This window comes from Cryptosporangium minutisporangium (assembly GCF_039536245.1).
Lineage (GTDB): Bacteria > Actinomycetota > Actinomycetes > Mycobacteriales > Cryptosporangiaceae > Cryptosporangium > Cryptosporangium minutisporangium.
Map to the genome: position 1 here is coordinate 39,370 of NZ_BAAAYN010000028.1, position 12,615 is coordinate 51,984.

Consider the following 12,615-nt stretch of genomic DNA (forward strand, 5'->3'; position numbering starts at 1 on the left):
AGCAGCCTCTTCACCGCTGGCGGTCAGACATCGCGTCTCGACCGCCAGCATATCGACACGCGGGTGGGTGGCCGATGAGCAACGGGGCAACGGCCACCGGCCACCCACCGGGACACCTTAACCTAACTACTACGTAGCTTAGTAGTTCGCTCCACGCCATCGCTATCCGGTCGACTCCCGTGAGCCTCATCGGCCGCACAGGCCACCCCGTCGGCTCGGCCACGGACGAGCGACACGGTCTAGCAGGAGCGTCCTGCCCGGCCCGCCTTCACGCCGCCCAGACAGGGCAGTACGACGGTGTGGACAGCAGAACACCCGCCACGACGAAAAGCGCCGGTCCTGCCGCCACTCCGGCGATGCCCGCGGCGACAACCAGCCGCTGAGCGGGAGCGAGCCGGGCCGGCGGCGTGAGAAGACGGTGAAGGCGCTCGACCGTCTCCCCTCCCGTCGCGGCCATCGCGCCAGGCGGAACGGAAGCCCGGCCCTCGCTCACCGTAGCGCCGGCCATCGTCACCAGAGCCCTTGCCAGTGCCAGTGGCTCATGGTGGGCAGCGGCGACCTCGTCCGCTCGGAGCTCGGCCAGTCGGCTCAGCTGGCCGTGGGCGGCAGCGAAGAGCCCTACCCGGGGAAACGCGAGCTGCAGCAAGCGCACGCCGGCGAGCAGCAGCGCGTGCCGTCCGACCACGTGCGCCCGCTCATGGGCGAGCACGGCGGCCAGCTGTTCAGCGCTGAGCAGTTCCAGCGCTCCGCTGGTCACCACCACCTGGTGAGCCGTTCCGCTGGCAACGTAGGCCGCCGGTTCAGCGCACTCGACCACCGTCGCGCCCAGCGCGGTTGAGGACCGTCCGGCCAGGCGCACCAGCTGGGCGTGCCGCCGCCGCTGGCCGGCGCGAGCGCGCGCCATCCGCAGCCCGCAGCAGACGAGCCGTGCGGCGATCACGGTGGCGGCTGCTGTCGCGGCGGTCGCTACCGCACGCCCCGTCCAACCGAATTCGCCGTGGGCGGCGCGCATGCACCACTGCCAGGCCATGCACAGGGCGGTGTCCGCGATTGGTGAACACACTATGAGGGCCGCGGCGGCAACCAGGGACGTCGTCACCGCCAGCAGCACCGCGCACCAGGCGGCGATTCCCAGCCGCGGCGCCCGCTCGACCCAGCGGGCTCGCGGAAGCGCGCGGGGCGCAGCCCAGGCGACAGCCGCGGCGAACAGGCCCAACGCGAGAGCAATCACCGGGGCTCGCTCCGTTCGTAGGCCTCCAACGCTCGGCGCAGCGCCTGCGCCTCCGTGTCGCTCATCTGCCCGACGAACCGCACGAACGCCTCGGCGGGATCGCCGGCGTCATTCAGCGCATCGCGCATCTGCCGGGCGGCGTACTCCTCCCGTGACACGGTCGGCTCGTACCGGAACGCACGCCCGGCGGGCTCCCTGCGCAGCCATCCCTTCTTGAAAAGGTTATCCACGACCGTGAGCACGGTGGTGTAAGCCGGTTGACGAGTCGGACGGAGGGCTTCGAGAATCCCGCGGACGGTCGCCGGCTCGTCGCGTGCCCACAGGTAGTCCATGATCACCACCTCGAGCTCACCGAACACGTGCACGCCCGCTCCTCCGCTGTCTCGACGCACCAGCGCCGTCCAGAATAGTGACCGTCGGCGCCCTTTCCGCTCGACCACGGCCCGGCTGGGCGTCCCGGCCGCGTCGTGACCAGCAGGGCGGCCCTCGCCGGAATGTCCTTGTGCCTGCACGCCGAGGGCTACGCGCTGCGATGATCGGCCGAGAAGGTAGTTACGGTGCGCAAGCCACGCCGAGAGCCGGTGTCTACCTTCGCACTTTTTGTCGCCCCCCACTTGGTCCGTCGGCTCGTTACCCTGCGGACGTCATCGAGAGGAGTGGCTACTGATGGGGGAGCCGTTGGCGCGGCAGCTGCGGGTATACGTGCTTGCGGTGGTGTGCCCTGTGCTCCTCGCAGCCCTGCACCTGATGCCGGTCACTTCCGCAGACGGCCCGCCGGATCATCGGTCGGTCAGAGCGGAGGCTCAGGTCCACGGATCCGGTGTCCTGATCAGCTCAGGCGCGGGGCAGGATCGGACGCCCCTCGTTCCTCCTCGAGTACCCGAGGACTCGGGTACCTGCTGGTCGGCGCACGAGGACGGTCATCTGTGTGCGACTCCCCCGGCCGCCAGCCATGAAGTCTCTGAGCCCTCGCCCGAACCCGCGGTAGGGCTCGCTCTTCAGCCGATACACCGGCCCCAGATGCAATCCGGCCGCCCAGCAGCACGGCTGCCGCTGGATTCCTCGTTGCGGCTCCGGCTGTAGCAGCCGCCGCCAGGAGCCGAAGCGACCCTTCATACGGCTAGCCCGGAGCTCTGCGTCCGCCTTCCCTTCCCCGCCACGCCCGGCGCCTCTCTGCGGCTTCTGCCTGGCAGTTCCGGACTGCATCGCGCCGACCTGGAAACCGGCGTCGCGGCATTCGGCGTCTCCTTTGCCTCCCCAGCGCCGCCCGCGTCCGTAGGTGACGGCCTGGCTTCTTCCGGCGGTGCGCTCACCTCCACCAGGTCCGGTCATCGTCAGGGCGCTGCGGGCCTGGTCTGATCCGAAAGTAATGAGCTGATGGTTGCAGCCGTGTTTACGGCACTTGTTGGTCTAGTCGCCGGTGGCGTCGTCATTGCGTTCACCGTGATGGATTCGTTGGCCATTCTTCCCATAGGAGGGGGCCTCTACGCGGCAGTGCTCTGGTACGTGATGGGACAGAGCGAGCGCCGCTGAGCGGGTGTTCTCCGTAGCGGCCAGGGCTGTGCGGGACCGGAACATCCCGCCCCGCACAGCCCGTTCCCCTGCCCTCCTGTTTCCTACACCCTCACGGCGGTGCGGCCGGCGTCAGTCATTCGTCCTTCCGTCCGGCGCAGAGCGACCGCGGCGAGCAACCCCAAGCCGGTCAACGCCAGCCAGGGCAGAGCGGCCAGGCCTGCGTTCCGGGCCGCGTCAAGCACTGCCCCGGTGGCCAGATTTCCCACCGTGATGCCGATTCCGCAGATCGTGTTGTACAGCCCGTAGTGCGTCGCGACCCGCCGATCTCGCGCCAGACGGGCGATCGCGTCCATCTCGAACGGGAACGCCAGCATCGTTCCCAGGGCCAGCACCGCCGCCGCAACCAGCGCGGGGCCGATTCCCAGCAGCGCGCGGCCGGCTCCCGACCGGGGTAGGTCGAACGCGGTGGCCGCCAGGAGCGGCAGGAACGCGGCGGCCAAGCACACCAGCCCGAGAGCCATAGCTCCCACCGGGGTTCGCCTGCGTCGGCACCAGGCCGTCACCCGCGTCTGGCCGATCAAGGTGAGCAGTCCGGACACGGCGAAGATCGCGACGACCCCGACCGTGGTCGCGGTTCCCTCCCCGGTGATCCGCCGTAGCTCCAGCGGCAGCGCCAGGTAAATCTGGAACGACAACACGTAGGAGGCAGTCATGATCAGCGCGAACCGGAGGAACCGGCGGTTGAGCAGGACGGCGCGCCAAGCCCCGCGCGCCGTGGACGGATCTCCCTGGCTTCCTGCCTCGCGATCCGTCTGCTGACCGGCTGCTGCCTGCGCGGGTAGCGCCCGCAGCTGCAGGACGGTAAGCACCGCGAAGATCGCCGCGGCGACGAGGCACACCGCCCGGAAGCTCGACCACAGCAGGAGGAAGCCCACGACCGGGCCGAGCAGGATGCCGGCCTGGTAGAAGATGTTGAACAGCGCGAAGGCTTCGACGCGCCGGGGGCCGCTGCGTGCGGCGAGGTAGGCGCGGACCGCGGGGTTGAACAGCGCCCCCGCGAAGCCGGTGATCGCGGAGGCGATCAGCAGCGCCGCGAGCGACTCGGCAAATCCGAGGGCTCCGAACCCGATGGTCCGCAAGAGACACCCGGCGACGATCAAGGGCTTGTACCCGAACCGATCCGCCAACGCACCGCCGACCAGGAACATGCCCTGCTGAGAGAAGTTGCGCATCCCGAGGACTAGGCCGACCGCCCAGGTCGCCAATCCGACCGGCCCGGCCAAGTGCTGGGCCAGGTAGGGCATCAGCATGTAGAAGCCCAGGTTGATACTGAGCTGATTGACCAGGAGAAGCCGGACGGTCGTGTCGAAGGATCGGAACTGGTCCCGCACCGCCATCAGCGACCCTGCCGGTGACCGGCGCGCTGGTGGAGCCGAGCGCCAGGCTGGGGATCGATCACCTGGGCGCAGCGCGTCCAGCAGGTCACCTCACGCTCGGTGGGGTGGCTGATGGTGTCCGGCCGACTCGGCGGTGCCAGGTCCAGCAGCCCATGGTCGTGGCAGTAGTCATCGTCGTAGATCGATTCCAGGTAGCGATGGGGACCATCGGGAAAGACCGCCGCGATCCGGCGGCCGACCGGCTGGGTCCGCGCCAGCCAGGACGCGACGAGCGCGACCGCCCCGACGCTCCACCCGCCGGTGGCGTAATGCGACCGGGCCAGTGTGCGCGCCGTCCAGACCGCTTCAGCAGGCGCGACCCAGTGCACCTCGGAAAAGCAACCGTAGTCGACGTTGCGCGGGTAGATGCTCGAGCCGAGTCCGCGCATCAGACGCGGCCGAGCGGGCTGGCCGAAGATCGTCGATCCGATCGTGTCGACCCCGATCACCTGCAGATCTGGCTGCAGCTGACGTAGGACGCGCGCGATCCCCGCGGAGTGTCCGCCGGTGCCCACGCTGCAGACCAGGACGTCGATGCGGCCCAGCTGAGTCGCCAGTTCCAACGCGAGCGGCGCATAGGCATGAACGTTGTCCGGGTTGTGGTACTGATCCGGGCACCAGGAGCCCGCATGTTGCGCCTTGAGTTCGCCCACGCGCTCCCGGCGGGCCTGCTGCCAGCCACCCACCGGATGAGGGGTAGCGACAATGTCGACAGTGGCGCCGTGGCAGGCAAGCAGTCGGCGCATCGACGGTTCCAGCCCTGGATCGGTCACCAGGGTCACCGGATGCCCTAGCGCGAGCCCGGCCAGAGCCAGGCCCAAGCCCAGCGTTCCGCTGGTGGACTCGATGATCCGTCCCCCGGGCGCCAGGTCCCCGCGGATGCGGGCAGCGCTCACCAGGTGCAGAGCCGCGCGGTCCTTGATGCCGCCCGGATTGGAGCCTTCCAGTTTCGCCCAGAATCCGCGGCCGCCGGGGACCAGAGGCTCGCCAATCCACAGCACGGGCGTGTTACCCACCAGGCCGGGCAACGACAGACTCGCGCCAGGCGGAGGACTAGGAACCTCAGGACGGCCCAGCTGCGGACCCAGATCGGATTGCGGCAGATCAAGCAGAGCGTTCAGTGCGGTGTACATGTGTCGCCTTCGCGCCGTCGGAGATCGAGGACTGTGAAGGCGTCCGGGGCTTCGCACGCGCGAGCACGGAAAGAGAGTCGACGTGGCAGCACGCCACGGTGGATGGCCACCGATCGGCAGGCACACACGCGAAGCCGGACGCCGGGCCACCGGCCCGGTAATCCTCAGGTCCGCGACACGCCCAGGGCGACCAACCGTGGAGGGGCGAGTCTCAGTCCGGTTTCGGCAGCTCTCGCCTCTGGGGCCGCCGCATTACTCCATGAGGGCAGGCGACGCGCAGCGAGCATTCCGCACGCCAGGCCGACAGCATGGTCGTCGCGCCACAGCGGACGCGGCGCGAATCCCTCGACGGGCGCGCACGCAGCGTGATGAGCGCCGTGTTGCGACGCTGAATCCTCGATCACGGGCCCCAGGGCGGCCGGACGAGACACCTGTACGGGTCCCAGATGAGGCGCCGACGCGGCGGTCTGCAACCGCACCTTCGCAGCGGAATGCGACCCCGAGCCTGACTCGGTCGAGCACCACAGAGTCAGCCCAGCAGCCACGACCGCCACAGCGGCGAACCAACGCCAGACCAACCCCATAGCCGTCAATACTACACATGAGGGTCAAAACGGTAACAACCGTCACCGATCTGAATCTGTGACAGTACCGACGAACCCTCGGCGCCGACCGGAGTCACCGCAAGACTGTGCGCCTCGGCTTAGCGGGCGGGAGCGGCGAGGTTCGGGATGTCGAACCAGGCGAACGGCGCGAAGTCCAGGTTGCGGAGCACCGTGGTGAACACCAGGAAAAACACGAGGTAGGTCACCCACAGCCATCGCGGCACCGTCAGCGCTGGCAGTCGCCGGCCCAGACCACGCTTCACCGCCCATCGGAGCCAGAAGTACACCAGAACCGGTGCGGCGAGCACAGCGGGCAGATGGAACCGCGCGGCCTCGACGACGTGTCCGTGGAGCAGGTAGTAGAAGGCGCGGGTGCCGCCGCAGGTCGGCCCGTTCACACCGAACATCGCATGCCACGTACACGGGCCTGTCGGGTCCTCGACCTGGTCGGTCGGGTTGTACAGGTTTACCCAGACCGCCGCGGCGAGCAGCGGCAGCAGGGGTAAGAGCGGGAGCACCCGGCTAGCCCAGGCGGGGCGGAACCATTCGGCAGGAGCGTGCTCAGGGCTTGTCACAGTTGCCTCCCCATAGGTTGGTCAGCGGTGTCCGCGGCAGAGCCGGGCCCGGCCTCCAGCCAGCTGACGGGCGAAGGTGTCCAGCTGGCTGGGCGATGCTCCGGCCAGCAGCGCGAATCCGGCAAAGGATTCACTGAAAGGCTCGGGAGCGACCGCGCACTTCGGTGGATGGGCGGAGCGACCGAGGTCAATCGGCGTTGCGCAGGGTGACGCGAGAAAGAGTGCGTGAGATGCGATTTCAGCGCATGAGCGGGCGGCGGGCGAGGATGAGTGCTGCCGGGAGCGCCGGAGGTCGGCGCTCCCGGCTAACAACGAGCTACACGGTCTGCAGCAGGGTTCGCATCTGGGTGATTTCGGCGCTCTGATCAGCGATGATCTTGCCGGCCAACGTCTTCGCCGCCGTGTTCTGGCCGGCGCTCTGCTCGGTCTTGGCCATGGTGATCGCCCCGTTGTGATGCTCGATCATCATGTTCAGGAACATGGTGTCGAATTCCTTGCCGGAAGCCTTCTCCAACGCGGCCATTTGCTCGTCGGTCATGCCGCCGGGCATCGGACTGGCCGACGATCCCATGTCCATGTCCCCGCTGCCGTGATCCATCTCCGCGGACTCGGCGGGGATCTTCTCTCCCCAGGCGGTCAGCCAGTCGGACATCGTGTCGATCTCCGGTTGCTGCGCCTGCTGGATTTTCGAGGCCAAGGCCTTCACTTCGGAGTTGGAGGCACGGCTCGTCGCAAGCGAAGCCATCTTGATGGCTCCACGGTGGTGGACGATCATCTCTTGCGCGAACGTCACGTCCGCCGCGTTGTGCGCGGTCACCGCCGCGGCAGACGAAGAGGACGCGGAGGCAGTTGCACTGGAACCGTGGTCCATGCCGTTCGTACCCGAGTCGTTGCCACCACAGGCGGCCAACGCGCCGATGGCCAGGACAAGAGCGGGAATGGCGAGGCGTTTCATAGCAGAGTATTCCTTCAGGTCGAATTGCGGTCAGGACTAGCGCCTCACCGCGGCCGCAGTGAGGTGAGGAACACCGGCCGGCGTTCTACGTCCTGCACACACACAATTCGACAGGCCCCCAGATGCGAGCCGGTGGTGAGCGTACGCTCCGCACCCGGGCTAGCGGACTCAGCGATGCGCCGTGCGGAATGCGGAATCTCAGCGCGACCCACGCCATCACGAGTCCGACTCCGGCCAGGATGGCCAGACACAGGTGCAGCAGGTGGCAAACCGTCGGTGTGTTCGCCCACGCGGTCACGCGTTCCCGCCCGGTCGCGGCGGGCTCGTGAGCCGCCTCCGGCAGGAGCATCCCGTGCTCAGCCGCCGCGCCCGCGGCAACAAGTGGCCCGCCATGTGCAGCCGCGGCGACAGCCTGCGGCGCCTCTGCCGACAGCCTGCTCAACGAGGGCCCTCCGGTGTGGCCATGGCCGCCACAGGTACCGATCAGGAGCCCGACACCGTGCATAGCGACTACGCCGAGCACAACCAGCAGCCCGACTACCCGGGCGCTCAATGCCGCGCCCGGCGCACTCGCTGACGCCGCCGTCACACCCCTCAGCTTAGGACCCTTCAGCGAGCGCTCGCCCGCGGACCGACGAGCCCTCCCGTCAACGCCGGACCGGCCTGCACCAACGCCGCTGATCCTGCCGCGCCGCGGGAGTTGGCCACCGGCGGATGCAAACGAGCGACCGACTCCGCCGCAGCACCCACCGCAACCGCGGCTTGAAAGGGGCCCGTCACTGGATGACGAACTCCGTGAAGTAGACCGCCATCACCGGCTCGACCTCTTCCTCGGTGTAGGCCTCCACCACCTTCTCGGTCAGTTCCGCCTTCTCCGCTTCGCGCTGCTTGGAGGTCGCCAGCTCCGCAACCTCCAGGTTGCTGAATTGCGCGATCACGATGTCCAGGGCCTTGCTGCCGTCGACCGCCTCCTCGGCCGCGGTGGTGGTCTGCAGCGCGATCGCGATCTTCAGATAGTGCCCGTCGGCTAGATTCACCGTGATCGGATCCAAGGGTACGACCGCACTCGGGGTGGGCTCGGGTTTCGCCGACTCGTCGGAGGACCCGGCGAAGAACGCGAAGTAGGCGCCTATCCCCCCACCGAGCACGAGAACCGCCACCGCCACGAGGATGACAATCAGCTTCTTGCGGCCCCCCTTCGACCCTTCCGCCGCGTCATCGTCTGACCCCTTACCGGCCATACGCCCCCCTTGCTCGCTTTATCCCCTTTACATTAGTACTATGCGCCCTAGTTGAAGCAATACGCGGGGTACACGTGGCCGCCGAGGCGATCGGAGGATTCTGTTCCATCTCGGTGGCGCCTCTCTGGCCTTCCGCCCTGCCGCGCGAGGCCGCGGGTATCCACCCCAGAACCCGTGGAATGGATGCGAGATCGAACCCCCGCACGCATCTACTATCCTGCATAGTTGTTGACTCTCGGCTATGGGCGATCCCGACGGGCGGAGGTTGAGTAGCGTGCGCGCCGTTCTCCGCGGTCGGGCTACCACGGGCTCGGTCATCCCGTGACGTCACCGGCGCGTGGCGCCACCTCGAGGGCGCAGGAACACCTCGACGAGTGTGGCGCCGTGCCAGACACAGACGACGTCTGCCGCAGTCGGCGGGTGATCGTCAACCAGTGCTGGCCGACGCTGGACGTGCCTGAAGCTCCGGATCAACTCACGCGAGCCACGACCGCGACCGACTTCGGACTCTCCGGAACCCCCCACGCGATATCGAGACGTCGCAGTGCTGCACGAGATCGGGCTGGCTCGGTGGCCGCGTCACACCCAAGCCAACTTCGCCTGGGTCGACTGCCTCCGGCGTTTCTTGCCATCGCTTTCCGATTACTCATCTTCCTTGGCTGTGCAGTCATCCTCTACTCGATCTGCCTTCGGTCCTTCCCGTTCTCGGTCGGCGCTCTGCTCGCGTGCATCCCGGCCATCTTCGTTCTGTCCGGTAGCACTGGATTCCCTGGCCGAGGAGCTGCCCCGCCGGCTCGACGCCGGCCGCGCCAAGGGGTGGGCGCCTCGCGCTTCGCGGCGTCTGCCCGACGCCCGTCATGGATCGCTCTGCGGATCGTTGTGCTTCTGGTTGCGTCCCTCGGCGCTGTCCATGGCCCGCATCTCGGTGCGGCCGTTGCGAGCGCCGAGCCCGTCCTGTTGCTCCCGGTTTCTCAGCCATCGGTAGCTCCAGCCATATCACCGGAGTGTGCTTCCTCGGACAGCCCTTCCCCGCGATGCGCCCCCGAATGTCACGGTGAGGAAGCGGTCGCCTCTACGGCGGCGCGTTCGCAGGCCAGAGCCACAGCGCCGCAAGACGACGCCAGGCACACCGTCGGTCGTCCGGTCCTCGCAGAATCGCCGACGGCCTCTCTCGGCTCTCCTGGGGCCAGCGGCCAGGGGACGTCCACGCTCGTGAGGCTCTGTATTCAGCGGGTCTAGACCGTCGCCCGACGTCACCGTGAGTGACGCCCGACGTCCGCCGCCCCGTGTTCGGCGAACCCGCGACGTAGGCCGACCGAGTCGTGCCGCTACCGCGCGATGTTGCCACGCGGCTGCTTCCTGCTCGAGAACGGATCTCCTGATGAGCCTCAAAGCCCGCCAAACGACGTTCGTCGTCGCCCTATTAGTCGTCATAGCCGCCGTCGCCGCATCTGCCATCGCCTTCCTCCGGCCGGCATCCGACACGGCACCGGTAGAAGCCGGTGCCGACCATGCCGTTCCCTTCGCCGTGATCCGCCCGTCCGCTCCCCAGGAGCAGGTTGACGACGCGGTCGCGAGGTTCTACCGCGATTGGAAGGCGTCGTACCTGCGCAGGAGCTGCGCCCCGGGCACGTTCCAGGTCTATTCACCCGACGCCCGATACCCCTATGTCGCCGAGGGCCAGGGATATGGGCTGGTCATCACCGCCCTGATGTCGCCATCCGATCCGGAAGCGAAGGCGACGTTCGATGGGCTTCTCACCTATGTTCTTGCTCACCCGTCCAGTAAGAACCCGGACCTCATGGCAGCAGAGCAGGACTCGGGCTGCAACGACCGCGCGGGAGGCGACTCCGCGACCGACGGCGACATGGACATCGCCTACGCCCTGCTCCTCGCCGACCGTCAATGGGGTAGCACAGGCCGGTACAACTACCGGGACCTCGCCCTTCGACGGATCCAGGCGCTCAAGAGCAGCAGCGTCAATCCCTCATCCAAGCTGATGCTGCTCGGCAACTGGAGCACGGCGGCCGACCCGGACCTCTACGCCACCACCCGGCCATCCGACTGGATGCCGCACTACTTCCGCGCGTTCGAGACCGCCACTGGCGATCCCGCCTGGTCTGCGATCCGCGCCGCTCACCAACGCGCCATTGACGGCCTCCAGAGCAACGCCAGCCCCGCCACCGGCCTCCTGCCAGACTTCGCCCGGGCGACCGGCGACGGGATCCACCCCGTTGAAGGACAAGTGCTGGAAGGTAGCAACGATGGGGACTACTACTTCAACGCATGCCGGACGCCGTGGCGCATCGGCACCGATGCCCTCTTCTCTGGTGACCCGCAGACCACACGGGCCGCCCGCAAGATAAGCGCCTGGTTCCGAACGACCACCGGAGGCGATCCCGACAAGATTGGATCGGGCTACCGGATGGACGGCACGAAAGAACAAGCGTTCGAGAACAATGCCTTCTGGGCGCCCCTCGCGGTGAGCGCGATGGCCGACCCGGACGCGCAGGACTGGCTCGACAAACTGTGGGCCAAGCTAGCGAGCAACCAGGTGAAGGCCGGAAACTACTTCGGTGACACCATCCAACTGCAAGTCATGATCGTCGTCACCGGTCACTACATCGCAGTCTGAACTCCGAAGCGTACCGGCCACGTGGTGCGCGTTAGGCGACCGCCCGGGCCCCGCTGTAAGCACAGCCGTGGATTCACACTGCGGCGACGGGGAGACAGCGGCTGCTGCGGTGGAGCGAGGGCAGGCCGCCATAGCGGACGCGCGAGTTTCTTGGCCACCGGGTGAGTCGCCTGTACTAGAGGACGTCTCGTAACTCGATCGAGTCGTCGCGGGCCGACTCATGGCGCGGGGTTCATCCGGTCAGCGCGAGGTTGTGGAGCAGGGCGATGCCGACCGCGGTGGTGTGGAGGGTGCGGGCGGAGCGGCGGTAGTCGCGGAGGATCTTGTAGGTCTTCATACGGGCGAAGCAGTGTTCGATGGTGGCTCTGACCTGCCGATGGCGGGTGTTCCACTCGTCCTGCCAGGCGGGTAACCGTTCCTGTCCGCGGGCGCGGCGGTAGGGCAGGATCACGTCCGGGTTGCCCTGGTAGCCACCGTCGGCCACGACCGGGCGCCCGTCGAGCTGGTCTTTCATGCCGGAGTCGCGGTAGGCGATGGTGTCGNACGGGCGAAGCAGTGTTCGATGGTGGCTCTGACCTGCCGATGGCGGGTGTTCCACTCGTCCTGCCAGGCGGGTAACCGTTCCTGTCCGCGGGCGCGGCGGTAGGGCAGGATCACGTCCGGGTTGCCCTGGTAGCCACCGTCGGCCACGACCGGGCGCCCGTCGAGCTGGTCTTTCATGCCGGAGTCGCGGTAGGCGATGGTGTCGTTGCGGTTGCCCGGCTGCGGGTCGCCGACCGCGATCACCAGGCGGGTATCGGCGTCGATGGCGACCTGCAGGTTCGTGGAGTAGCGGTAGTTCTTCGACGACGCGGCGAGGGTGTGGTCGCGGGTCGGGACCAGGGTCCCGTCGACGATCGCGATCTGGTCGACCCGGCGTTTGCGGACCGGGGCCAGGGCCAGCAGCGGGCCGAGGGTGTCTAGCACCCGGTGGACCGCCGAGTGCGAGATCCCGAACAGCGGCCCGAGCTGGCGCATCGTCAGGTTCGTCCGCCAGTAGGTCGCGACCAGCAGCACCCGGTCGGGCAGTTCGAGGGCCCACTGCCTGCCCGGCCGGCCGTCCTGGATCTCCTCGCCGCCGCGTTCGGCGACCAGCCGCACCAGCTTCCGGAACTGGGCCGGGGACAGACCGGTGAACGGCTCGATCCACTCCCGGCGGGACGCGGTGATCACCGGCGACGACACCCCGCCATCCTCCACGATGGCCGGTCGCCAAACCCAACCGGGTTACGAGACGTCCTCTAGCCGAC

General features: G+C 68.0%; 9 protein-coding genes and 1 pseudogene. 1 reads left to right on the top strand and 9 read right to left on the bottom strand.

Going from position 1 to position 12,615, the window contains the following annotated elements:
- Positions 1 to 268 precede the first annotated feature (268 nt).
- The 7 genes from ABEB28_RS22020 to ABEB28_RS22050 all read right to left on the bottom strand — a co-directional run bounded on the left by ABEB28_RS22020 (position 269) and on the right by ABEB28_RS22050 (position 8,691).
- Positions 269 to 1,231 (bottom strand): M56 family metallopeptidase, encoded by a 963-nt coding sequence (locus ABEB28_RS22020; protein ID WP_345730059.1) that lies wholly within the window; start codon positions 1,229 to 1,231, stop codon positions 269 to 271.
- Positions 1,228 to 1,596, bottom strand: a complete 369-nt coding sequence (locus ABEB28_RS22025; protein ID WP_345730060.1) for a BlaI/MecI/CopY family transcriptional regulator — start codon at positions 1,594 to 1,596, stop codon at positions 1,228 to 1,230. Before ABEB28_RS22025 ends, ABEB28_RS22020 begins: the two co-directional genes overlap by 4 nt.
- A gap of 1,251 nt (positions 1,597 to 2,847) precedes the next feature.
- Positions 2,848 to 4,143 carry an MFS transporter gene (locus tag ABEB28_RS22030; protein ID WP_345730061.1) on the bottom strand — a complete coding sequence of 432 codons (1,296 nt, stop codon included), beginning with the start codon at positions 4,141 to 4,143 and terminating at the stop codon, positions 2,848 to 2,850.
- A complete protein-coding gene (locus ABEB28_RS22035; RefSeq protein WP_345730062.1) occupies positions 4,143 to 5,315 on the bottom strand; it encodes a PLP-dependent cysteine synthase family protein in 1,173 nt (390 codons plus the stop codon). Before ABEB28_RS22035 ends, ABEB28_RS22030 begins: the two co-directional genes overlap by 1 nt.
- A 703-nt stretch (positions 5,316 to 6,018) precedes the next feature.
- Positions 6,019 to 6,438, bottom strand: coding sequence for a DUF2752 domain-containing protein (locus tag ABEB28_RS22040; RefSeq protein ID WP_345730063.1), 420 nt, complete (start codon positions 6,436 to 6,438; stop codon positions 6,019 to 6,021).
- Positions 6,439 to 6,811: 373 nt separating this feature from the next.
- The gene (locus ABEB28_RS22045; RefSeq protein ID WP_345730064.1) at positions 6,812 to 7,450 is read right to left on the bottom strand and encodes a DUF305 domain-containing protein; all 639 of its coding nucleotides are present in this window, start codon (positions 7,448 to 7,450) and stop codon (positions 6,812 to 6,814) included.
- A gap of 776 nt (positions 7,451 to 8,226) precedes the next feature.
- Positions 8,227 to 8,691 carry a flagellar basal body-associated FliL family protein gene (locus ABEB28_RS22050; protein ID WP_345730065.1) on the bottom strand — a complete coding sequence of 155 codons (465 nt, stop codon included), beginning with the start codon at positions 8,689 to 8,691 and terminating at the stop codon, positions 8,227 to 8,229.
- A 1,381-nt stretch (positions 8,692 to 10,072) separates the two neighbouring features.
- Here ABEB28_RS22050 and ABEB28_RS22055 point away from each other — a divergent pair.
- A complete protein-coding gene (locus ABEB28_RS22055; RefSeq protein WP_345730066.1) occupies positions 10,073 to 11,326 on the top strand; it encodes a family 8 glycosyl hydrolase in 1,254 nt (417 codons plus the stop codon).
- Positions 11,327 to 11,558: 232 nt separating this feature from the next.
- On the opposite strand, the gene ABEB28_RS22060 is transcribed toward ABEB28_RS22055, so the two are convergent.
- Both ABEB28_RS22060 and ABEB28_RS22065 read right to left on the bottom strand, forming a co-directional pair.
- On the bottom strand, positions 11,559 to 11,924 hold the full coding sequence (locus ABEB28_RS22060) for a transposase family protein (protein WP_425558986.1): 366 nt from the start codon (positions 11,922 to 11,924) through the stop codon (positions 11,559 to 11,561).
- Positions 11,870 to 12,538 (bottom strand): annotated as a pseudogene (locus ABEB28_RS22065) (transposase family protein); the annotation flags it as partial. The pseudogene ABEB28_RS22065 and the gene ABEB28_RS22060, both read right to left, overlap by 55 nt.
- Positions 12,539 to 12,615 lie beyond the last annotated feature (77 nt).